Consider the following 23,178-nt stretch of genomic DNA (forward strand, 5'->3'; position numbering starts at 1 on the left):
GGCAGTCCTTGACACTCCGTCACGCCCGTAACACTCTGGCCGTCGCCGCCGCGATTGAAACGTTTCATCCAGCGACGAAGGTGGAGACGACGTGCGCAGACGCGAGTTCCTCAGGACATCGGCCGTCGGGCTGTCCGCGACGGCACTCCCGGTCGGGGTGGCGCACGCGGAACCGGAGGACCGGGCGAGCGGGCTGCGGGTCGTCCGCACGACCGTCGAGTACGCGGACACGCTGCTGGGCACCGACGTCACGTCTCCGCGGCTCGGCTGGACGCTCGCCGCCGCCGGTACCGGTGCGCGGCAGACGGCCTACCAGGTCGAGGTCGGCACCTCGCCCGGACGCGCCGACGTGTGGCAGTCCGGCCGCGTCGGCTCCGATCGCTCGGTCGGGGTTCCGTTCGCCGGCAAGGAGTTGAAGCCGCGCACGCGGTACCACTGGCGCGTCCGGGTGTGGGACGGCACCGGCCGCGTGTCGGCGTGGAGCACGGACGGCTGGTGGGAGACCGCCCTGCTCGGCACGGCGTGGCAGGCGCGGTGGATCGGCGCCGTCGACACGTCGATCGCCTTCACCGGTGCCTCGTGGATCTGGTCGGCGACGACACCGGCGGAGAGCCGGTGGTTCCGGACGGCGGTCGACCTCCCCGCGGACGCGGTGAAGGCCAGGCTCGTCGCGACCGCGGACGACGACTTCACGTTGTACGTCAACGGTTCCGAGGTCCTGCACGTCCCGGAACAGGTCGACGCCTGGAAGGTCGGGCAACGCGCCGACGTGACCCGCCTGGCCGGTCGGAGGATCGTGCTGGCCGCCCGTGCCACCAACAGGTCCGCGGGCCCGGCCGGACTCCTGCTGCGGCTGCTGGTCGATCTTCCCGACGGCCGGCGCGAGATCGTGACCGGTCCCGGCTGGAAGGTCGCCGACACCGAGCAACCCGGCTGGCAGACCCCGGACTTCGACGACTCGTCCTGGACCCCGGCGACGGTGCTCGACCCGTACGGCCAGGGGCCGTGGGGCTCGAACGTCACGGTCACGGAGCAGCCGGCGCCGTTGCTGCGCAGGGAGTTCGCGCTCACCAAACCGGTGCGGCGCGCCCGGCTGTACGTCAGCGGCCTCGCCTACCACGAGACCGAGATCAACGGCCGCCGCGTCGGCGACCGGGTGCTCGATCCCGGCTTCACCGACTACGACAACACCGTCCTGTACGCGACGCACGACGTCACAGAGCTGGTCACCAACGGCCGCAACGCGATCGGCGTGACGCTGGGCCGCGGCTTCTACGGCATGAAGACGCCGAACGTGTGGCGGTGGGAGCACCCGCCGTGGCACGACGAGCCGAAACTGCTGGCACAGCTGGAGATCGACCACCCGGACGGCACCCGCACCACGATCGGCTCCGACGAGCAGTGGCGCCTGACCGACGGCCCGACGGTCTCGAACTCGCTCTACACCGGCGAGACCTACGACGCCCGCCTCGCGCCGCGCGACTGGACGAAACCGGGCTTCGACGACAGCGCCTGGCAGCGCACGACGATCAGGCCGGCACCCAAGGGCACGCTGAAGGCCCAGGAACACGAGCCGATCCGCGTGATCGAGTCGGTCACGCCGGCTGTGAGCGTGCTCAAGCCCGGCGTGTTCGTCGCGGACATGGGCCGCACGATGTCCGGCTGGACCCAGCTCACCGTCACGGCTCCCGCAGGCACGTTGGTGCGCCTCAAGCACGGCGAGACGCTGAACGTCGATGGCAGCGTTCACATGGACAACCCCTTCGTCACCGGCAACCGCGTCCAGCTCGACGAGTACGTGTGCGCGGGCGGCACGGAGACGTGGGAACCGAAGTTCTCGTACAAGGGCTTCCGCTACGTCGAGGTGACCGGCCTGACCGCGGCACCGAAGCTGGTCGGCCGCGTGGTGCACTCCGACGTGCCGCAGGCCAGCACCTTCCGCTGCTCCGAGCCGTTGTTCGAGCAGTACGACGCCGCGATGCGCCGCACCGTCGCGAACAACCTGCACGGCATCCCCACCGACACCCCGACCTACGAGAAGAACGGCTGGACGGGCGACGCCCAGGTGGGCGCGCCGTCGATGCTCGCCGAGTTCGGCATGGCGAAGTTCTTCACCAAGTGGCTCACCGACCTGGCCGACAGCCAGGACACCGCGGGCCAGATCCCGGTGATCGTCCCGAGCGGCGGCTGGGGCTTCCGCGAACTGGCGCCCGCTCCCGAGTGGACGACCGTGTACCCGTTCGTGCTCAGGGAGATGTACCGGATCTACGGCGACGACCGGCTCCCCGCCCAGCACTGGCCGGTGCTCACCCGGTACCTGGACTGGGAGATCGGCCGGCTGCGCGACGGCCTCGCGGTCACCGCGCTGGGGGACTTCCTGCCCCCGAACTCCGGCGGTCTCCCGCCCGAGGACACCCGCCTCACCGCCACCGCGTACCTCTACCGCGCGTTGCTGCACACCGCCGAACTGGGCGACGTGATCGGCAAGCCCGTCCCGCGCTACCGCGAGGTCGCGGCGAACCTGTTGTCGGCGTTCAACAAGGCCTTCCTAGACGGCTACTACCGCACCTCCAGGGACCCGGACTACCGGCAGACGTCCAACGCCATCCCGCTCGCGTTCGGCATGGTGCCCGCCGGCTCCGTCCAGGCCGTCGCGGACAAGCTCGCCGCCGAGGTGCGGGCGAACGGCAACCACGTCAACGTCGGCTGCCTCGGCGCCAGCGTGCTGCTGCAGGCCTTGAGCGACAACGGCCACGCCGACGTCGCGCACGCCATGGCCACCGAGCGCACGTACCCGAGCTGGGGCCACTGGTTCTCGAACGGCGCCGACACCATGTGGGAGATGTGGGACACCGGCACCCGTTCCCGCAACCACTACTTCAAGGGCACCATCGTGCAGTGGCTGTACGAGCAGGTCGCCGGTCTGCGGCCGGGTGACGCGGGGTACCGGACGTTCACGGTCCGGCCGGTCACGAGCTCCCTGTCGTGGGCGCGGATGGAGTTCGAGAGCGTGCGCGGGCGGATCAGCGTGGCCTGGGCGAAGGTCGACGGCGTGGTGCGGCTGACCGTCGAGGTGCCGGTGGGGTCCACGGCCGAGGTGCACGTGCCGCACTCCAGTGGTGTCGCGGTGGTGAAGGTGCAGCATGGGCGGTGGGCGTTCACCGGGGGAGGTAGCGCCGCCGCGGCCGCGACTGCGGTGCCGGCTTCCTGAGGTCAGTGGGGGTTGCTGCGCCGCGTTCTGACGGACGCGGCGCAGTGTCCCCCGTGAGAGCTACACCCGGCTGTCCTCCCCGGTGGGATTCGCCGGAAGGCTCCGCTGCCTAGCGTTTGCGTTGTCCCGCAAACGACTCAGGAAGCCGGAGCCATGGAACCCACTGCACTCCCCGAGGACAGCCGTCCGTCCGCCGAGCCGTCCGCGAACCGGCTGCGCAGGTTCAGGTTCCCGGTCCTCTTCGCGTCGCTGTTCGTCCTGATGCTCGGGGTGGTCGGCGTCGACACTCTCGTCGCGCCGATTCCGCTGCTCGCCCTGCCCGTGGGGATCGGCCTCGCCATCGCCGGGATCGCCTGCTACCGCTGGTTGTCGCGGAAGGTCGAGGCCAGGGAGGACGTTCCCGAGCTGGCGGCGCCGCAGCGGTGGCCGGGACTGCGCAAGGGCGTGCTGCTCGGGCTCGGGTTGTTCGGCGCGCTCATGCTGCTGATCGTGGTGTTCGGCGGGCTGGACGGGATGTCGTGGGGTTCGTTCGCCGGGGCGCTGGGGCTCGTGGGGATGATGTTCAGCGTCGCGGTCATGGAGGAGCTGCTGTTCCGCGGTGTGCTGTTCCGCATCCTGGAGGAACGGGCCGGGACCGTGATCTCGCTGGTCGCGTCCTCGTTGCTGTTCGGTGCGACTCACCTGGTGAACGTCAACGCCACGCTGTGGGGCGCGCTGTCGATCGGGCTCACCGGCGGCGCCATGCTCGCGGCGGCGTACGTCCTGACCCGGTCGCTGTGGTTCCCGATCGGTCTGCACTTCGCCTGGAACTTCGCCCACGCCGGCCTCTTCGGCATCGCGGTGTCCGGCTCGAACGACGTGCCCAACGGGTTGCTGCACACCACGCTGTCCGGTCCGGCGGTGCTCACCGGTGGCTCGTTCGGCCCGGAGGCCAGCCTGTTCGCGCTGCTGGTCTGCCTGGCGGCCACCGTGGTGCTGCTGCGCAAGGCGGCTCGGTCCGGCCAGATCCGCGCACGGGTTCAGCGCGGCAAGTAGCGCTTCAGCTGCTGCGACCGCCGCACCAGCCTCCTGAGATCGGCGAGAGTGCCGTGGGCCGCGCCCACGGCACGTGCCTGTACCAGGACGTTGCCCAGCGCGGTCGCCTCGGCCGGACCCGCCACGACAGGCAGGCCGCACGCGTCGGCGGTGAGCTGGCAGAGCAGTTCGTTGCGTGAGCCGCCTCCGACCATGTGCACGACCTCGACCTCCTTGCCGGACAACCGCTGCGCGTCCACGACGGCGTCGCGGTGGGCCAGCGCGAGACTGTCCAGGATGGTCCGCACGATCTCGGGCCTGGTCATGCTCTTGCCGCACCAGCGCTCGATCCGGGTCGGCATGTCACCGGGCGGGAGGAACACCGGGTCGTTGGGGTCGAACACCGAACCCGACACCGTCCCGGCTTCCCTCAGCAACGGTTCGAGCCCGGTGTCCCAGGTGCGCAGGCACTCCTGCAGGAGCCAGAGGCCCATCACGTTGCGCAGGTAGCGGATCGTGCCGTCGACGCCGCCCTCGTTGGTGAAGTTGGCGGCCCTGCTGGCCGCGGTGAGGACCGGGAAGTCGAGCTCGACACCGACCAGGGACCACGTGCCGCACGAGATGTAGGCGAACCGGTCCGTCTCGGCGGGCACGGCGACGACGGCGGACGCGGTGTCGTGGGAGCCGACGGCGGTGACGGGGATGCCTCTGAACGTGCCCGCGGGGTCGCCGGGCCGGCGCAGGGCCGGGAGCAGGCCTGGCGGGAGGTCGCGGGTGAGTTCCGGTGACCACTGTCCTGTTCGGACGTCGATCAGGCCGGTCGTGGTGGCGTTGGTGTACTCGGTGCCACGGTGCCCGGTCAGCCAGTAGGAGAGCAGGTCCGGGATCAGCAGGAGCTGGGAGGCCTGGGGGAGCAGGGGTTCGGCCATCAGCTGGAACATCGTGTTGAACGGCTGGAACTGCAGCCCGTTCAGCTCGTACAGACCGTCCTGCGGCGTGACGCCGTCGGTGCGCGGGTCGCGGTAGCAGACGGGGTTGCCCAGCAGCTCGCCGGACGCGTCGAGCAGGCCGTAGTCGACGGCCCAGCTGTCGATGCCGATGCTCGCCAGCGGACCGGCGAGCCTCAGGCCGGCGAGCACCTCGTGGTAGAGACCGGGCAGGTCCCAGCGCAGGTGGCCGCGCTGGTGCACCGGCCCGTTGGCGAACCGGTGCACCTCCTCGATGTGAACGTTGCCATCGGTGACGACCCCTCGCACCACGCGGCCACTGGACGCACCGAGGTCGACCGCCGCGACCGTCGTCATCGCAGGAACGCCGCTGCTACCCCGGCGTCGACCGGCACGTGCAGGCCCGTGGTGAGCGAGAGGTCGCCCGCGGTGAGCGCGAACACCGCCGCCGCCACGTGCTCGGGCAGCACCTCCCGCTTGAGCAGGGTGCGCTGGGCGTAGAACTCGCCGAGCTTCTCCTCCGGCACGCCGTAGACGGCGGCGCGCTGGGCACCCCAGCCGGCGGCGAAGATGCCGGAGCCGCGGACCACGCCGTCCGGGTTGATGCCGTTGACGCGGATGCCGTCCCCTCCGAGCTCGGCGGCCAGCAGCCGGACCTGGTGCGCCTGGTCGGCCTTGGCCGCCCCGTACGCGACGTTGTTCGGGCCGGCGAAGACCGCGTTCTTGCTGGAGATGTAGACGAGGTCGCCGCCCATGCCCTGCGCGCGCATGACCTTCGCCGCCTGCTGCGAGACCAGGAACGAGCCCTTGGCCATCACGTCGTGCTGCAGGTCCCAGTCGTCCTCGGTCGTCTGCTCCAGCGGCTTGGAGATCGACAGACCGGCGTTGTTGACCACCAGGTCGACACCGCCGAACGCGAGCGCCGCCGCGCGGAACGCCTCGGCGATGCCCGCGGCGGAGGTGACGTCGACGGTCACCGCCACCGCCACGTCCGAGGAACCCAGGCCCAGCGCGACTTCCCGTGCGCTGTCGCCGTTGCGATCGGCGACCACCACGCACGCGCCCTCGGCCGCCAGCCGTTCGGCGACGGCCCGCCCGATGCCCGAACCGCCGCCGGTGACCAGAGCGACGCGGGTGGCCAGCGGCTTGGGCTTCGGCATCCGCTGGAGCTTGGCCTCCTCGAGCGCCCAGTACTCGATGCGGAACTTCTCAAGCTCGTCGATCGGCGCGTACCGCGAGACGGACTCGGCGCCCCGCATGACGTTGATGGCGTTCACGTAGAACTCTCCGGCCACGCGCGCGGTCTGCTTGTCGCGGCCGAAGGTGAACATCCCGACGCTGGGTACGAGCACGACGGCCGGGTCCGCGCCGCGCATCGGCGGGCTGTCCGGCTTGGCGTGCCGCTCGTAGTAGGACCGGTAGCTCTCGCGGTAGGCCTCGTGCAGCTGTCCCAGGCGCGCCACCACGTCCGCGAGGTCCGCGGTCGGCGGCAGGTCGAGCACCAGCGGCCGGACCTTGGTGCGCAGGAAGTGGTCGGGACACGACGTGCCGAGCGCGGCCAGTTCCGGATGCCGTTCCCGCGACAGGAAGTCGAGCACCACCTCGGAGTCGGTGAAGTGGCCGACCTGCGGGCTGTCCGTGGAGGCCAAACCGCGGATTACTGGCGCCAGTTCGGCGGCCCTGACACGGCGCTCCTCCACAGCCAGCGGTGCGTGGACCACCGGCCCGAACGGCTCGGCGCGGCCGTGCTCGTCGAGGTAGCGCTGCGCGGTGCCGATGATCTCCAGCGAGTGCGCTTCGCATTCCTCGCTGGTCGCGCCCCACGCGGTGATGCCGTGCCCGCCCAGGACGACACCGATCGCCTCCGGGTGGTCCCGCTTGATCGCCGCGATGTCCAGTCCCAGCTGGAAACCGGGCCGCCGCCAGGGCACCCACGCCACGCGCTCGCCGAAGCACGCCTTGACCAGCGCCTCGCCGTCCGCGGCCGTGGCGAACGCGATGCCCGCGTCCGGATGCAGGTGATCGACGTGCTCGGCGTCGACCAGACCGTGCATGGCCGTGTCGATCGACGGCGCCGCGCCTCCCTTGCCGTGCAGGCAGAAGTCGAACGCGGCGACCATCTCGTCCTCGCGCTCGACCCCCGGATACACCCCGGTCAGCGCGCGGAGCCGGTCGAGTCGCAGCACCGCGAGCCCGGACTCCTTCAAGGTGCCCAGGTCACCGCCGGATCCCTTGACCCACATCAGTTCCACGGGCTGTCCGGTGACGGGGTCGGTCACCGCCCCCTTGGCCGAGGTGTTGCCGCCCGCGTAGTTGGTGTTGCGCGGATCGGCGCCGAGCCGGTTGCTCCGCCCCAGCAGCGCTTGGACCTGCTCCATCACGCACCCCACCCGGCGGCCTCGCCACCGACTCGTTCCCTGACGATCTGCTCCGCGTACCCGGACCGCCGGTACGCCGCCATCGGGTCGGGATCCAGCCCCATGTCCTCGCGCAGCTCCCGCAGCAGCGGCCGCACGTCGGTGTTGTAGGCGTCCATCAACGCGGCGTTCGCCTCCAGCACGTCACCGGCCCGCTGAGCCGCGTCCAGCGCGCCGTGGTCGACGAGGAGGGCCTTCGCCGTCGCCTCCTGGACGTTGAGCACCGACCGGATGATCGCCGGGATCTTCGGCTCCAGGTTGTGGCACTGGTCGAGCATGAACGCGATGCCGGCGGCGGGCTTCAGCGCGTCCGCCAGCACGATCTCGTGCATGATCCGGAACAGCTGGAACGGGTCCGCCGCCCCCACCATCAGGTCGTCGTCGGCGTAGAAGCGCGAGTTGAAGTCGAACGCGCCGAGCCTGCCCGCCCGCAACAGGAACGACACGATGAACTCGATGTTCGTGCCGGGGGCGTGGTGCCCGGTGTCGATCACGACCTGCGCCCGGTCGCCCAGCTGCAGGCAGTGCGCGAACGCCGTGCCCCAGTCCGGCACGTCCGTGGTGTAGAACGCGGGCTCGAAGAGCTTGTACTCCAGCAACATCCGCTGATCGGCGCCGAGCCGCGCGTAGGTCTCCCGCAACGCCTCGGCGAGCCGGTCCTGGCGGGACCGGATGTTGTCCTGGCCGGGGTAGTTCAGGCCGTCGGCGAACCACAGCTTGAGATCCTGGGATCCCGTCTGGTCCATGATGTCGACGCATTCGAGCAGGTGCCCGATCGCCTTGCGCCGCACCGTCGCGTCCGGATGGCAGACGCTGCCGAGCTTGTAGTCGTCGTCCTGGAACACGTTCGAGTTGATCGCCCCGAGCGCGACACCGCGATCCCGCGCGTACTCGGCCAGCTTCCCGAAGTCGTCGACCCTGTCCCACGGGATGTGCAACGCGACGGTCGGCGCGACACCCGTGAGCCGGTGCACCACCGCGGCGTCGTCGATCTTCTCGTACGGCGTGCGCGGAACTCCTTGCTGCGCGAAGACCTTGAACCGCGTGCCGGAGTTGCCGTACGCCCACGAAGGGGTCTCGATCCGTTGCTCGCGCAACGCGTCCTTCACACTCATCGTTCTCCCCAAACTCATTCGAGGTGGAAGACCTCGTCGAGCGGCGTCATCCGTTCGTCGGCTTTGCCTTCGCCTTCGAAGAACTCCGCCATCTCGGTCTGCCAGCGCGCGTTCACCTCGGTGCGGGCCATCGCCGCGAGTGCCGCGTCGAAGTCGTCGCATTCGAGGTAACCGACGAGCAGGCCGTCGCCGGCGAGGAAGAGGGAATAGTTGCGCCATCCCGCTTCGCTGAGGGCGGCCCGCATCTGCGGCCACACCTCGCGGTGCCGCGCCCGATAGTCGTCGAGACGATCGGGGCGGACCCGCAAGGTGAAGCAGACGCGCATGTCAGAAGTCGAACTTGTCGATGTTGTCCTTCGTGAACACCGTCGGCGGGCCGAGCACGACCTCGCCCTTGGCGCCGATCGTGTAGTCACCGAGCTCGCCGGCCTTGTACTTCTCGCCCTCCGCACCGGTGATCTGCCCGGACGCGAGCGCGGCCGCGGTGTAGGTGGCGAGGTAACCGAGCTTGGTCGGGTCCCACAGCGCGAACGACTTCACCGTGCCGTCCTGCACGAACTTGCGCATCTGGTTGGGCGTGCCCAGACCGGTGAGCTGCACCTTGCCCATGTACTCCGACGAGCTGAGGTAACGGGCGGCGGCCGCGACACCGACGGTGGTCGGCGAGATGATGCCCTTGAGGTTCGGGTGCGCCTGCAGCAGACCCTGCGTCTTCTGGAACGACGTCTGGTCGTCGTCGTTGCCGTACGCGGTCTCCACGAGCTTGAGGCCGGCGAACTCGGGCTTCGCGAGCTCGGTCTTCATGACCTCGATCCACGCGTTCTGGTTGGTGGCGTTGGGGGTCGCGGACAGGATCGCGATCTCACCGGACCCGCCGACCGCCTCGGAGATCAGCTTCACCTGGCCGGCGGCGATCTCGTTCGACGTGGCCTGGTTGATGAACACGTCACGGGCGTCGGGCGCGGCGTCGGAGTCGAACGTGACGACCTTGAGCCCTTGTGAACGTGCGCTCTTCAGCGCGGGCGCCACGGCGTTGACGTCGTTCGCGGAGATCACCAGCGCGTCCTGCTTCTGCTGCGCGGCGGTGTTGATGTAGGTGACCTGCGAGGACGCGGCCGCGTCGGACGGCCCGGTGGCCTTGACCTCCGCCTTGATCGCCGTGCCCGCCTGCTCGGCGCCCTTCTGCGCGACGGTGAAGTACGGGTTGTTGACCTGCTTGGGCAGGTACGTGATCTTCAGCCCCTCCTTGAGAGGAGCGTTGGGGTCGGCCTTGGCGGCGTTGGTGGCACCACCGGTCTGATCACCCGCGCTGTCCTTCGTGGTGCCACCGCAGGCGGTGAGCGCGACGGCCCCGGACATCACCAGGGCGAGCACTAGACGTGTGTTCATGGCGCGGCCTTCCTTAGGCTTCCTACGCGACGGGTGACTGACGGGGCGAGAACGCTCACCAGCAGCAGGAGGCCGGTGACGATGGTGAGGACCTCGGTGGAGGTGTCCTGCAGGATCAGGAGGTTGCGCAGGCCGCCCAGCAGCAGCACGCCCGCGAGCACGCCGAAGAGCGTGCCCTTGCCACCGAAGATGGAGACACCGCCGAGCAGCACGGCGGCGACGACGGCCAGTTCGAGTCCGAGGCCGTTGTCCGCGCGGGCGCTGGAGAAGCGGAACGTGTAGACGATGCCCGCGATCGCGGCCACGGCCCCTGCGAGCACGAACAGCGACAGCTTGACGCGCTTGACCCGGATGCCCGAGAACCGCGCGCCCTCCTCGTTCGCGCCGATCGCGTAGACGGACCGGCCGAACGAACTCGTGTGCAACGCGATCCCGAACAGCACGGCCAGGAACGCGGCCAGCACGATCGGGTACGGGATGTCGGTGCCCGGCAACGGGGTCGTGCCGAACGACGTGTAGCTCGCCGGGAAGTCGGCGACCGCGGTGTCGCCCAGCACGACCAGCGCGAGGCCGCGGTAGAGGGCCAGGGTGCCGATCGTGACGGCCAGCGACGGCAGGCCGAGGCGGGTGACCAGCAGTCCGTTGACCGCCCCGCACACCGCGCCGGCGACGATCACCGTCGGCAGGATCGTCTCGAGCGGCCAGCCCGCGTTCCACAGCCAGCCGATCAGCGCGCTGGACAGGCCCAGCACCGACGCGACGGACAGGTCGATCTCGCCCGCGACGATCACCAGCGTCAGCGGCAGCGCGATCAGCGCGATCTCGCCGATGTCGAGGCCGAGGTAGAAGAGGTTGCCGCCGGACAGGAACGAGCCGTCCGTGCTCACCTGGCCTGTCAGCGCCACCACGATGAGCAGGAACACCAGCGCGGTCTCCCACCGCAGGAGGTTACGCATGGCTGGTCCCTTCGGAGGTGCGCAGGGCTTTCGCCAGTCGCAGAGCCAGGAGCCGGTCGACGGTGATCGCGCTGAGCAGCAGTGCGCCCGCGATCGCCTGTTGCCAGAACGCGGGGATCTGCAACACCACCAGGCAACTCGTGATCGTGCCCAGCAGGAGTGCGCCGAGCGCGGCCCCGGTGACCGTGCCGGATCCGCCGAAGATCGCGACGCCGCCGACGACGACCGCGGCGACCACCTGGAGTTCGAGGCCGGTGCCTGCGGCCGCGTCGACGGTGCCGTAGCGGGCCACCCACAACGCGCCCGCCAGTCCGGCGATGATCCCGGAGAGCACGAACGTTGTGAGCGTGCGCTTGGCGACCGGGATGCCCGCGAGGGTGGCGGCCTCCGGGTTCGAGCCGATCGCGTACAGCTCGCGGCCGGACCGGTAGGAACGCAGGTAGACGGCGGCCACCACGATGACCACGAGGGTGACGAGCACGAGGACCGGGATGCCGAGGACGCGGCTGCTGCCGAGGTTCAGCAGGGCGTCGGGGAGGTTCGCGGCGTTGACCTGCCGGCCTTGGGCGAGCGCGAAGTCGATGCCGCGGAACACGTAGAGCGTGCCGAGCGTGACCACCAGGCTCGGCACGTTGCCCAGCGCGACCAGCAGGCCGTTGAGCAGTCCGCACGCCAGGCCCACCGCGACGCCGAAGCCGATGCCCAGCACCAGCGGGGTGCCGGGGTGGTCGGCGAAGTGCTGTGCGGTCAGGAAGGCGGACAGGCCCAGGACCGAGCCGACGGACAGGTCGACGTTGCGGGTGATGACCACGAGGGTCTGGCCGACGGCGAGGAGCGCGACGATCGAGGCGTTGAGGAGGAGGTCGCGCAGGCTCTGGGGCTGGATGAACCTCGGGTTCACGATCGCGGTCGGGATGACGACGAGGGCCAGCGCGACGACGATGCCGAGCTCGCGGACCCGGCCTACGCGGGTGCTGAGGCGGCGGGCGGCGGTGCGGCGGGACGGGGTGACCGCCGGGGTGAGCTGGGTGGTCATCGGGCCACCGCCTGTCCCGCGGCCGCCAGCGCCACCCGTTCCTCGGTCGCCTCGGCGCGCGACAGCTCCTCGACCAGGCGGCCTTCGTGCATCACCAGCACGCGGTCGGCCATGCCGAGCACCTCCGGCAGTTCCGACGAGATCATCAGCACCGCGACGCCCTGCCCGGCCAGTTCCGACAGCAGCCGGTGCACCTCGGCCTTCGTGCCGACGTCGATGCCGCGCGTCGGTTCGTCGACGATCAGCACGGAAGGGTTGCGCGCCAGCCACTTCGCCAGCACGACCTTCTGCTGGTTGCCGCCGGACAGCACGCCGACGGGGTCGCTCAGCTTCGAGAACTTGAGCCGCAGCTTCACCGCCCAGTCCTGGGCGAGTGCACGTTCACTACTGCGGCGCAGCAGCCCGAACGTCGACAGCCGGCCGAGCGAGGCCAGCGCGGTGTTGCGTTCGATGGACGCGTCCATCACCAGTCCCTGCTGGCGGCGGTCCTCCGGCACGAACCCGATGCCCGCGGCCATCGCGGCGGTGGGGGAGCCGTACTTCAGCTTCCGGTTGTTCACGTGAACAGCGCCCGCGTCCGGCCGGTCGATGCCGAAGATCGCCCGCGCCACCTCGCTGCGGCCGGCGCCCACGAGGCCGGACAGGGCGACGATCTCGCCCGCCCGCACGTCGAACGACACGTCGGTGAACACGCCCTCGCGGGTCAGCCGCTGCACCGACAGCAGCACCTCGCCCGCGGTCGTGTCCTGCTTGGGGAAGAGCTGGGACAGCTCGCGGCCGACCATCCGGCGCACCAGCGAGTCCGGTGTCTCGCCGGACAGCTCGCCCGACCACACGAACTCGCCGTCGCGCAGCACCGTGGCGCGCTGACACAGCTCGAACACCTCGTTGAGGCGGTGCGACACGAACAGCACGGCGGCGTCCTGCTCGCGCAACGCCTGCACCACCCCGAAAAGCCGTTGGACCTCGTGGTCGGACAGGGCGGCGGTCGGCTCGTCCATGACGATCACGCGGGCGTCGAACGACAGCGCCTTGGCGATCTCGACGAGCTGCTGGTCCGCGATGGACAGTCCGCGCGCAGGCCGGGCCGGGTCGAGCCGGACCCCCAGACGGGAGAACAGCTCCGAGGTGCGGGCGTGCATCGCGGCGACGTCGATGCGGCGGCCGAACCCGAGCGGCTGGCGGCCCATGAACACGTTCTCGGCCACCGACAGGTCACCGAACAGCGTCGGTTCCTGGTAGATGATCGCGATGCCCGCGGCGAGGGCGTCGGCGGGACCGGAGAACCGTTGGGTCACGTCGTCGACCAGCACCTGGCCCGCGTCCGGGCGGTGGACCCCGGCGAGTGTCTTGATCAGCGTCGACTTGCCCGCGCCGTTCTCCCCGAGCAACGCGTGGGCCTCGCCGGGCAGCAGTCGCAGCGACACCCCGGACAACGCGCGGACCGCGCCGAACGACTTGCTCACCTCGTCCAGTGTCACCACGGGAGGTCGGTCCACGTCCGTCTCCTCGATGTTGAAACGTTTTAACGCCTGAGTTACGAGCACTCTGGGTGTGTTACGTCACTGTGTCAAGGGTTCCGGGGTACGATTCGTTGTCACGTTTCAACAAAGGAGCCGCCGGTGAAGCCGTCAGTGGGCATCCGCGACGTCGCGCAACACGCCGGTGTGTCCAACGCGACCGTCTCGAACGTGCTGAACCGCCCCGACATCGTCGCTCCTGCCACGAGGCAACGGGTGCTGGCCGCCATCGAGGAGCTCGGCTTCGTCCGCAACGAGTCCGCACGCCAGCTCCGCGCGGGCCGCAGCCGGGTGCTCGCCTACGTCGTGCTGGACGCGGCGAACCCGTTCTTCACCGACGTGGCGCGTGGCGTGGAGGACGCGGCGCGGGAGGCTGGCCTGGCCCTGTTCCTGTGCAACAGCGCGTCGGACGGCGGCCGTGAGCGCGAGTACCTGGAGCTGCTGCACGAACAGCGCGTCGAGGGCATCCTGATCACCCCGGTCGACGCGGAGAGCGCCCAGATCGCCGAACGCGGCACGCCCGTCGTGCTGGTCGACCGCGAGGCGACGGACGGCACGCGCTGCTCGGTGGCCGTGGACGACGTGCTCGGTGGCGAGCTGGCGGTGACCCACCTGATCGAGAACGGCCACACCCGCATCGCGATGGTCGGCGGCCCGCTGTCCATCCAGCAGGTGCGCGACCGGCGTGAAGGGGCTGTGCGAGCGCTAACAGGTGCCGGCCTGCCCGCGGACGCGCTCACGTTCATGGAGACGAAGAGCCTGCAGGTGGCGGAAGGCCGCGGCGCGGGGGAGCGGCTCGTGGGCCTGCCCGCCTCCCGGCGCCCCACGGCGGCGTTCTGCGCGAACGACCTGCTCGCGCTCGGCCTGCTGCAGTCGATGACCCAGCAGGGCCTGCGCGTGCCGGACGACCTGGCCGTCGTGGGCTACGACGACATCGAGTTCGCCGCGGCCGCCGCCGTGCCGCTGACGTCGGTGCGCCAGCCGCGCGAGCAGCTCGGCCGCACCGCCGCCCAGTTGCTGCTGACGGAGAACGAGCCGGACCACGAGCACCGGCACGTGAAGTTCCAGCCGGAGCTCGTGGTCCGCGCGTCCACCGCGATCAAACGGCGGGTCTAGCTACCGGACGAGCATCATTTCGCGGTTGTCCTCCACAACGCTCGAACTGTCCGGCGGAAGGAAGACGTTCAGCGCCGCGGAAGTGAATGCGACACCCTGCCGGAATGCTTTCGTGCGCGACACCACGGTCACGTCGACCTTGTGATAAGCGCCGGTGCACGGAACGCTCGGCGTGTATTTGTCACCGGTCGCGAGCTCACCGCGAACGTTCTGGGTGACCTGCACCCACAACGACCCGGTCGCGCCGTTTTCGCACATCACACGGGTCGGCACGACGACGGCGACGCCGCGCGCCTCCAGTCTCGCCTGCGGCTGCAGAGCCACGGCCGCCTCGATCGGAGCCGCCGACGCCGGCAATGCGGTGGCCAGTGTCGCGGCCGCGGTCAGCACGAACGCAGAAATCGCACGCACGATTCTTCACCTCGTTCTCGTGGAAGGGCGGAATGCGGCCGCACGCCGACATTAGCGACGAGGTGTCCGGCGCTGCGAGGGGCCATTGATCATCGCGCTACGACACTGCGCGGTTGGATCACCGATCGGGTGGGCACCCCTGTGCGGTCCCGTCCGAACGGAAAGGCCGCGCCCATGTCGAACACGAGTCTCCTGGCCGATCGGTACCGGCTGGGCGAGGTGCTCGGCACCGGCGGCGTCGCGCAGGTGCGCCGGGCCAGGGACGTGCTGCTGGCACGGGACGTCGCGGTCAAGCTGTTCCAGCCGGGCGACCTCGCGGACGCGCGCCGGATCGACAACGAGATCTGCGCGCTCGCGGGCCTGTCGCATCCCGGCCTGGTCACGGTGTACGACGCTGATCCCTCCGGCGAGACGCCTTACGTGGTGCTGGAGCTGATCGAGGGACGGACCCTGCGCGACCGCGTCGCGGACGGGCCGATGTCCGTCGAGGACGTGCGCCGGGTGGGCGCGGCGCTGGCCGACGCACTCGCTCACGTGCACGCCCGTGGTTTCGTCCACCGCGACATCAAGCCCTCCAACGTGCTGCTCGACGACGAGGAGACTCCCCGCCTCTCCGACTTCGGCCTGGTGAGGGCGGAGGGCGAGGCAGGTCTCACCAAGACCGGCCAGGTCGTCGGCACGGCCGCCTACCTCGCGCCGGAACAGGTGCGGGGCCAGGAGGTCACGTCCGCGGCCGACGTGTACGCACTGGGCCTGCTGCTGCTGGAGTGCCTGACCGGGCGCCGCGAGTACGAGGGCGCGGAGATCGAGGCCGCCGTCGCCCGTCTGCACCGGCCGCCCGTGGTACCGGACGACCTGCCGTTCGACCTGGTGCGGCTGCTGTCCAGGATGACGGCGCTGAGCGCGGCCCGCCGCCCGTCCGCCGGCGAGTGCGCCAAGGCATTGCGCTTTCCGGCGGCGGACCAGCCGACCCGCTATCTGGCACCGGCGGACGAGTCCACCCTCGTCGTGGCCCCGCCGCCCCGCAAACGCGGGCTGTTCGCTGCCGCGTCGGCCGTGGTGCTGATCTCGGCCATCGGCACCGGGCTCAGCGCGTGGAACAGCGCCACCTCGTCTTCCGAGACCCCGGCCAACGCGCCGACGTCGACGTCGGCACCCGCGCGCACGGCGGATCCCGTTCCCGCACCCGTCGTGGTGCAGTCGACCGCCCCGGCCGTCACACCGGCACCGGTCCAGGTCGTGGACAGGGGCACGCCCGTCGGACCGGGTGGCGACAGGTCCGGCAGTGACAAGCCCGGCGGTGACAAGCCGGGCAGCGGCAAGTCCGGCAAGGGGAAGGACAAGAAGGGCGGCGCCTGACGGGGGTCAGCGCACGGGAAGCACGATCGCGGACGGCCGCTCCGATCCACAGTGGACCGACTGGGTCGCCGTGATCATCCTCGTGGCCGTCGCACGGGGTTCACCGGTTCCGGGATTGCGCGCGTACCGGGGGAACGCGCCGCTGGAGACCTGCACCCGGATGCGGTGCCCCCGCCGGAAGCGGCAGGCCGTCGGCCACAACCGGACAGCGGCGCACTGCGGTTCCTCCGCCGCCGTGAGGCTCACCAGCCCGTCGCAGACGTTCCACGAACGTCCTTCCGGATCGACGTCGCACAGCCGGACGAACACGTCGGCGTGCGCGAGGCTGGACGAGAACCAGATCTCGGCGCTGACCTCACCGACCACCTCGACATCCTCGTCGAGAACGGGTGTGGTGTAGAGGAGCACGTCGGGCCGGGCTTCCAGAGCGGTGTTGTCGACCCGGCCGCCGTCGCGGGCCAGGCGCACACCACCGGACGCCGGGGTGGGATCGGCCGGGTTGTAGCGGAAGGTGTCCACTGAGGACTCATCGGGCTCCTGTCCGAGCACCCCGCCCGAGCCGAGGTGGAAGCGCGTCGGCGAGTAGCCCGCCGGCGGCCAGGAGTCGAACGGCCGCCACGCGTCCTCGCCCATCACGTACAGCCGGACGGGCTCGCGGGGCGGAGGCTCCTCGCCGCGAGCGTGCGCCAGACCGAACTCCAGTGCCTCGCCCACCGGTGCGGACATGACCTCCGTGTGGGTCCACGGCCCGACGGTCAGCCGCGCGGAACGGCCGTTGTCCTGCAACACCTGGAAGTCGCGCAGCTGACCGGGCAGGAAGATGTCGTACCAGCCGCCGATGGAGCTGACCGGCACGGTCACGCCGGCGACCCGGTGGCTGTGGTCGAACCCCTCCCAGCGAGGGGAGTCCGCGCCGTGGTCCAGGATGTCCTGCACGTAGTCGGAACGCGATCCGAACGCCGCGACGTCGGCGTCCCGCAACGGCAGCGTGTGCAGCGCTCGTGCGGTCTTCTTGTCCTGGAACGGTTTGCGCAGCAGCGCCAGCGGGCGTTGCTGCGTGCCGACGAGCACGCCCCACTCGAACGGCGTCTCCAGCGACATGCCGTCCGCGCGCAGGAACTCCAGCGTCAGCGCGGATTCCGTGACCACCGGGATCATCGCCTTGACCTGGGGCGGCAGCCGGTCGGCGACCGCCCACTGCACGTGGCCGAGGTAGCTCAGCCCGTACAGCACGATCGCGTCGCTCCACGGCTGGTCCACCAGCCAGCCGAGGGTCGCGAGGCCGTCCGCGCGTTCCTGGCGCATCGGGTCGAACGTGCCGCCGGAACCGAAGCCGCCGCGCACGCTCTGGACCACCACCTGGTAGCCGCGTTCGGCCAGCGGCCTCGCCATGACCGCACCGAACATGCGCCGCCCGTATGGGGAACGAATCAGCGCGGTCGGCAGCCCGTCGCCACCCGAGCGAGGCATCCACCGGTCGGCGAGCAGGTCGACGCCGTCGGGCATGGGGACGCGCAGATCCCGCTGCGCCACCACGTCGCGGGTCAGCGGCGGCGGGAGTTTCAGCCCGCGCTGCAGGAGACGGCTGATCATCGAGGCTCCAGGAAGTGGGAGAGCACACCCATCAGGCGGTCGGTGAACGTCTCCGGGTCGGGTGCGCCCGCGACCACCCAGGACGTGACGAACGAGCCGGCGCCGCCCGTGATGAACGCGGCGAGGTCCTCCGCTCTCTGGTCGGAGAGCCCGCGCAGGTGCTCGACGGCGTGCCGGTTGACCGGCAGGAGCAGGCTGATCAGCCCCCGGTCCAGCGCGAACGCGCAGGAACCGGTGAACAGGGCGCGGTAGAACACCCGGTGGTCGGCGAAGTGCCTGGCCACGGCGAGCGTCTCGGCCCGTGCGTCCACCGGTGGCGCGAGGTCGGACAGGCGGGGCAGCAGCTCACGCCGGGCGAGGTCGAGCCCTGCCTCCAGCAGCAGCGAGTCCAGGTCACCGAAGTGCTGGTAGACGACCCGCCGGCTGACGTCCGCCGACTCGGCGATCTCGGACACCGTGATCGCCGTGGTGCCGCGGTCCGTGACCAGGCCGACCACGGCCGCCAGGACGGCCGCACGGGTGCGGCGCACCCGGCGGTCGCGCGGCGGCTCGACCTCGCGCAGTTCCATGCGCCAGATCGTGGAACAGCTGTTACTAAGTAGTCAAGTGTTACTTATCTTCGTCGCGGTGACCCCGCAGTGAGCCGGGATGGGCCTTGGCCGCCGGGTCGTTGCGCGTCTTGACCAGGCTGGCGACGGTGACGATCACCAGGATGCCGAGGATGACGCCGAGGCTGAGCGGCGTCGGGATCTCGGGCACGCTCGCGGAGATGTCGACGTGCGCCCAGTGCAGGATCAGCTTGACGCCGATGAACGCGAGGATGACCGCGAGCCCCGCCGACAGGTACACCAGCCGGTCGAGCAGGCCCTTGACGAGGAAGAACAACGCGCGCAGGCCGAGCAGCGCGAACGCGTTGGCGGTGAACACGATGTAGGGCTCCTCGGTCACGCCGAACACCGCGGGGATCGAGTCGAGCGCGAAGAGCAGGTCGACGCCGCCGATCGCGACGAGCACGACGAACAGGGGAGTGGCGAGCCGCTTGCCGTCCACGCGGGTGAAGATCTTGCCGCCGACGTAGTCGTCCGTGACGGGCAGCAGCTTGCGCGCGGTCTTCACGACGACGTTGTTCTCGACGTCGGGATCCTCGTCGCGGTGCCGGAACAGCTGCACGGCCGTGAAGATCAGCAGCAGCCCGAACAGCAGGAACATGAACGAGAACAACGACAGCAGCGTCGCGCCGACCGCGATGAAGATGCCGCGCATGATCAGCGCGAGCACGATGCCGAACGTCAGCACCTTGTGCTGGTGCTCCTCCGGCACGAGGAACGTCGTCATGATGATCACGAAGACGAAGAGGTTGTCGACCGACAGGCTCTTCTCGACGATGTAGCCGGCGAAGTACTCCGCGCCGAACCCGCCGCCGTACGCGCTGGCGAACCACACACCGAAGCCGATGGCGACGGCGATGTAGAACACCGACCACAGGCCGGCCTCGCGGAAGCCGATCCGGTGCGGCCGCCACGCCGCGAGCACGAGGTCGACCGCCAGCAGCGCGACGATCACCCCGATCGTCGTCGCCCACGTCAGTCCGCTGATCTCCAGCACAGAACACCCCTCGGCCGCCCGGTCCGTCCGCAGTGGACGTTACCGGGCGGCCAGGGGGAAGACCGCTAGGAACTCGCGGTGAACTCCGGCGTTGTGACGCGGTCGAACCCGACGCGCCGGGCTGGCCCGGTCATCGTGAGCTTCAGCGCCGTGTGGATGTTCGCGCTGGACGTGCCGACGTGCAGCTCGACGTCACCGGGATCGACCTGGCGATGACCCGCGCGGCCGGTGTACGAGGTGAGGTCCGCGTGCAGCCGCGCCGTGACGGTGCGGGTCTGGCCGGGAGCGAGGTCGACCTTCAGCGCGCCGAGCAGCTGCCGGACGGGCCTGGCGACCTCCGCGACCGGGTCGTGCAGGTAGATCTGGACGACCTCGCTGGTCGGGACCTCCAGGTCGTTGCGCAGGACCACGTGCACGCCGCAGACGCCGTCGGTCGGCCACTCGCGTTCCTCGCAGCCCGCCGTCACCCACGTCGCGGGCGCGTAGGAGAGGCCGTGGCCGAACGGGAACAGCGGCGTCGGGTCGACGTTGCTGATCTCGGTGAGCCTCCCGAGCGGGGCGCTGAGGTAGGTGGAGGGCTGGCTCGAACCGGCACCGGGGAAGCTGACCGGGAGCCTGCCGGACGGGTTGACGCGTCCACTGAGGACATCCGCGAGCGCGGGACCGCCCTCCTGGCCGGGGTAGAAACCGCAGACGACGGCGGCGAGCCGGTCGGCCTGCCGGGACAGGTCGTAGGGCCGGCCGGACAGCAGCACGAGCACCACCGGCATGCCGGTGCCGAGCACCGCCTCCAGCAGTTCCTCCTGGCGGCCCGGCAGCCTCAGGTCCGTGGCGTCGCAGCCCTCGCCGGACGTGCCGTTGCCGAACAGCCCCGCCTTGTCGCCCAGCACGACGACGCAGACGTCCGCCTGCCGCGCGGCCTCGACGGCCTCGGCGATCTCGTCGTCGGTTCCGCCGACCACGGGACAGCCGAGCGCGAACACCACCTCGTGGTCGGCGCGCAACGCCTCCACCACCGTGGTGACCTCGATGCCCATCTCCACGTCGGGGTGGTGCACACCGACGTGCATCGGGAACGAGTAACAGCCCATCATCGCGCCGGCCTCGTCGGCCCGCGGTCCCACGACGGCCAGGCGCTTGCCCGCCAACGGCAGCACGCCGTCGTTCTGCAGCAACACGATCGAGCGCTCGGCCACCTCGCGGGCGAGCGCGCGGGACTCCGGGTCGTCCAGGTCGAGGTCCGCGCCGGGCGCGGGGGAGTAACCGGGGTCGAGCAGGCCCAGCTCCACCTTCTGCGTCAGCACGCGGGTCAGCGCCCTGTCGACGAGTGCCGCGTCCACCCGTTCGAAGTAGAGGCCCTCCAGCAGGGGTTCGCCGTAACAGTCCACAGTGGGCAGTTCGACGTCGATGCCCGCGGTCAGCGCCAGTGCGGCGGCGTCCTCGCGGCCGGCGGCGACCCCGTGCAGCTTGTGCAGGAACGCGACCGAGAAGTAGTCGGACACCACCGTCCCGGTGAAGCCGTACTCCCCGCGAAGCCGGTCCGTGAACAGCGTGACGTCCGCTGCGGCAGGAACGCCATCGTTGTCAGCGTAGGAGTTCATGACCGACCGGACGCCGGTCCGCAGCGCCATCTCGAACGGCGGCAGGATCACGTCCGCGAACTCGCGCGGCCCGATCGACACCGGCGCGTGGTTGCGTCCCGCGCGCGAGGCGGAGTAACCGGCGAAGTGCTTGAGCGTGGCCACGATCCCGGCAGACTCGAGGCCTGCCACGTAGGCGGAGCCGATGGTGCCGACCAGGTGCGGGTCCTCGCCGATGGTCTCCTCGACCCGGCCCCAGCGCAGGTCCCGCGCGACGTCCAGGACGGGGGCCAGGCCCTGGTGGATCCCGAGGCGGCGCATCGAGCCGCCGATGCGTGCGGCCATGCGCCGCACCAGGTCCGGTTCGAAGGTCGCGCCCCAGCACAGCGGTGACGGGTAGACGGTCGCCTGCCACGCGGCCAGCCCGGTCAGGCACTCCTCGTGCGCCACCGCGGGAATCCCGAAGCGGCTCGCCTCGATGATCTGCCGCTGGGTGCGGGCGAGCGTGTGCGCGCCGACCTCCGGAGCGATCGGGCGGGTGCCGAAGACGCGGGTGAGCTGGCCGAGGCCGTGGCGGGTCAGCACGTCGAAGTCCTGCGGTGCCACGGCGAACTCGTGCTGGTGCGGTGCCATCTCGCCGGCGGCGTCGATGCCGGCCCAGATCCCCTGCAGCTGTGCGATCTTCTCCTGCGGCGTCATCCGTGCGACGAGATCGCTCACACGGTCGGCCACGGGGGCGTGCGGATTGCGCCAGACTTCGTCCGGCGTGGTGGCTTCTGTCGTCACGACAACCTCAGGGGGTCAGTGGGCGGGTCGACTGCCGGACGACCAGTTCGGTGCCCAGGGTGATGTGGGTGTCGCCGGGATCGGTGCCGTTGATGAGCCGCACCAGCAACTCGACGGCGCGGTGGCCCATCTCGCGGATCGGCTGCTCCACCGTCGTGAGCGGCGGCGTGCACAGCGCGGACTCGGGGATGTTGTCGAAGCCGACCACCGAGAGGTCCTCCGGCACCCGCAGGCCGAGCGCGCGGGCGGCGCCGATGGCGGCGATGGCGGTGGTGTCGTTGGCGGCGAAGATGGCGGTCGGCCGTTGGGGACGGCCCAGCAGTGTCCGCGCGGACGCGGCGGCCACGTCCGCGTCGTAGTCGCCGCGGCAGACCAGGCTCTCGTCCACCTCGACACCGGCGCTGGCGAGCGCTCCCCGGTAGCCGGTCTCGCGTTGCTGCGCGGACTTCAGGTCCGCGCGGCCGGTGAGCAGCCCGATCCGGCGGTGGCCGAGCGCGAGCAGGTGCTCGGTCGCGAGCCGTCCGCCGTGCAGGTTGTCCGAGTCGACGGTGGGCAGCGCGGCGCGGCCGGTGTGCGGGTCGACCGCGACGACGGGCGTGCCGGGCAGGCCTTCGAGGTCGACGGCGGGCGTGACCAGCACGGCGCCGTCGACGAGGGTGCCGCTCAGCCGCGTCAGGTAGCGCTGCTCCCAGCCCTGCGGATCGCCGGTGCGGCCACCCGCCGAGTACACGACCAGCTCGAAACCGGTGCCGCGGATGGCATCCGCCGCGCCCTTGAGCAGTTCGGTGCTGAACGGCTCGATGTCGGCGACCAGGATCCCGATGACGTTCGTCCGGTGGTTGCGCAGGCTCTGCGCCACGAGGCTCGCCTCGTACCCCAGGTCCTTGATCACGGCCGTGACCCGCGCGAACGTCTCCGCGGAGACGCCGTACCGCTGGTTGAGCACCTTGGAGACGGTGGCTACCGAGACGCCGGCCTGAGCGGCGACGTCCTTGATCGTGACGCGAGAGCGTGGAGGCACCGGGACAGGCTAGCCGTGTAAAACGTTATCGACAACGATTGACACGGAGCCGATTTGGCGGGAGTCTCTGGCCCCAACACACGCAGTCCAACTCGGCCGACG

At 70.6% G+C, this 23,178-nt stretch carries 18 protein-coding genes; 4 read left to right on the plus strand and 14 right to left on the minus strand.

Annotated features, from left to right (window positions below; all coding sequences use genetic code 11):
* The first annotated feature begins 91 nt into the window (after nt 1-91).
* Both ACSHWB_RS31725 and ACSHWB_RS31730 read left to right on the plus strand, forming a co-directional pair.
* Nucleotides 92-3,211 (plus strand): family 78 glycoside hydrolase catalytic domain, encoded by a 3,120-nt coding sequence (locus ACSHWB_RS31725; RefSeq protein ID WP_439656954.1) that lies wholly within the window; start codon nt 92-94, stop codon nt 3,209-3,211.
* Nucleotides 3,212-3,364: 153 nt separating this feature from the next.
* Nucleotides 3,365-4,246, plus strand: a complete 882-nt coding sequence (locus ACSHWB_RS31730; RefSeq protein WP_439656955.1) for a lysostaphin resistance A-like protein — start codon at nt 3,365-3,367, stop codon at nt 4,244-4,246.
* Here the strand turns inward: ACSHWB_RS31730 and ACSHWB_RS31735 are convergent.
* The 8 genes from ACSHWB_RS31735 to ACSHWB_RS31770 are packed head-to-tail and all read right to left on the minus strand — an operon-like array spanning nt 4,231 to nt 13,599.
* Nucleotides 4,231-5,529, minus strand: coding sequence for a rhamnulokinase (locus ACSHWB_RS31735; protein WP_439656956.1), 1,299 nt, complete (start codon nt 5,527-5,529; stop codon nt 4,231-4,233). The genes ACSHWB_RS31730 and ACSHWB_RS31735 overlap by 16 nt on opposite strands.
* Nucleotides 5,526-7,550 (minus strand): bifunctional aldolase/short-chain dehydrogenase, encoded by a 2,025-nt coding sequence (locus ACSHWB_RS31740; RefSeq protein ID WP_439664704.1) that lies wholly within the window; start codon nt 7,548-7,550, stop codon nt 5,526-5,528. Before ACSHWB_RS31740 ends, ACSHWB_RS31735 begins: the two co-directional genes overlap by 4 nt.
* The gene (rhaI, locus tag ACSHWB_RS31745; protein WP_439656957.1) at nt 7,550-8,704 is read right to left on the minus strand and encodes an L-rhamnose isomerase; all 1,155 of its coding nucleotides are present in this window, start codon (nt 8,702-8,704) and stop codon (nt 7,550-7,552) included. The genes ACSHWB_RS31740 and rhaI overlap by 1 nt, the downstream gene beginning before the upstream one ends.
* Before the next feature lie 14 nt (nt 8,705-8,718).
* Entirely contained in the window at nt 8,719-9,030 is a 312-nt protein-coding gene (locus tag ACSHWB_RS31750; protein WP_439656958.1) for an L-rhamnose mutarotase, read from the minus strand.
* Nucleotide 9,031: 1 nt separating this feature from the next.
* Entirely contained in the window at nt 9,032-10,093 is a 1,062-nt protein-coding gene (gene rhaS / locus ACSHWB_RS31755; protein WP_439656959.1) for a rhamnose ABC transporter substrate-binding protein, read from the minus strand.
* Nucleotides 10,090-11,049 (minus strand): ABC transporter permease, encoded by a 960-nt coding sequence (locus ACSHWB_RS31760; protein WP_439656960.1) that lies wholly within the window; start codon nt 11,047-11,049, stop codon nt 10,090-10,092. The genes rhaS and ACSHWB_RS31760 overlap by 4 nt, the downstream gene beginning before the upstream one ends.
* Nucleotides 11,042-12,085 carry an ABC transporter permease gene (locus tag ACSHWB_RS31765; RefSeq protein ID WP_439656961.1) on the minus strand — a complete coding sequence of 348 codons (1,044 nt, stop codon included), beginning with the start codon at nt 12,083-12,085 and terminating at the stop codon, nt 11,042-11,044. Before ACSHWB_RS31765 ends, ACSHWB_RS31760 begins: the two co-directional genes overlap by 8 nt.
* Entirely contained in the window at nt 12,082-13,599 is a 1,518-nt protein-coding gene (locus ACSHWB_RS31770) for a sugar ABC transporter ATP-binding protein (RefSeq protein WP_439664705.1), read from the minus strand. Before ACSHWB_RS31770 ends, ACSHWB_RS31765 begins: the two co-directional genes overlap by 4 nt.
* 108 nt (nt 13,600-13,707) lie before the next feature.
* Between ACSHWB_RS31770 and ACSHWB_RS31775 the strand changes: the two genes are divergently transcribed.
* The gene (locus tag ACSHWB_RS31775; RefSeq protein WP_439656962.1) at nt 13,708-14,721 is read left to right on the plus strand and encodes a LacI family DNA-binding transcriptional regulator; all 1,014 of its coding nucleotides are present in this window, start codon (nt 13,708-13,710) and stop codon (nt 14,719-14,721) included.
* Here ACSHWB_RS31775 and ACSHWB_RS31780 read toward each other — a convergent pair whose 3' ends face one another.
* On the minus strand, nt 14,722-15,111 hold the full coding sequence (locus ACSHWB_RS31780; protein WP_439656963.1) for a hypothetical protein: 390 nt from the start codon (nt 15,109-15,111) through the stop codon (nt 14,722-14,724).
* A 195-nt stretch (nt 15,112-15,306) separates the two neighbouring features.
* Between ACSHWB_RS31780 and ACSHWB_RS31785 the strand changes: the two genes are divergently transcribed.
* Nucleotides 15,307-16,491 carry a protein kinase domain-containing protein gene (locus tag ACSHWB_RS31785; RefSeq protein ID WP_439656964.1) on the plus strand — a complete coding sequence of 395 codons (1,185 nt, stop codon included), beginning with the start codon at nt 15,307-15,309 and terminating at the stop codon, nt 16,489-16,491.
* 6 nt (nt 16,492-16,497) lie between these two features.
* Here ACSHWB_RS31785 and ACSHWB_RS31790 read toward each other — a convergent pair whose 3' ends face one another.
* The 5 genes from ACSHWB_RS31790 to ACSHWB_RS31810 form a co-directional block, all read right to left on the minus strand.
* On the minus strand, nt 16,498-18,084 hold the full coding sequence (locus ACSHWB_RS31790; RefSeq protein WP_439656965.1) for a CocE/NonD family hydrolase: 1,587 nt from the start codon (nt 18,082-18,084) through the stop codon (nt 16,498-16,500).
* Nucleotides 18,081-18,653 carry a TetR/AcrR family transcriptional regulator gene (locus ACSHWB_RS31795; RefSeq protein ID WP_439656966.1) on the minus strand — a complete coding sequence of 191 codons (573 nt, stop codon included), beginning with the start codon at nt 18,651-18,653 and terminating at the stop codon, nt 18,081-18,083. Before ACSHWB_RS31795 ends, ACSHWB_RS31790 begins: the two co-directional genes overlap by 4 nt.
* Nucleotides 18,654-18,693: 40 nt before the next feature.
* Nucleotides 18,694-19,689 carry a TerC family protein gene (locus ACSHWB_RS31800; RefSeq protein WP_439656967.1) on the minus strand — a complete coding sequence of 332 codons (996 nt, stop codon included), beginning with the start codon at nt 19,687-19,689 and terminating at the stop codon, nt 18,694-18,696.
* A gap of 65 nt (nt 19,690-19,754) precedes the next feature.
* A complete protein-coding gene (locus ACSHWB_RS31805) occupies nt 19,755-22,055 on the minus strand; it encodes a glycoside hydrolase family 3 N-terminal domain-containing protein (protein ID WP_439656968.1) in 2,301 nt (766 codons plus the stop codon).
* A gap of 7 nt (nt 22,056-22,062) precedes the next feature.
* Entirely contained in the window at nt 22,063-23,076 is a 1,014-nt protein-coding gene (locus ACSHWB_RS31810; RefSeq protein WP_439656969.1) for a LacI family DNA-binding transcriptional regulator, read from the minus strand.
* Between the last annotated feature and the right edge of the window lie 102 nt (nt 23,077-23,178).

Source organism: Lentzea sp. HUAS TT2 (assembly GCF_051853195.1).
In the GTDB taxonomy this organism is placed as follows: domain Bacteria; phylum Actinomycetota; class Actinomycetes; order Mycobacteriales; family Pseudonocardiaceae; genus Lentzea.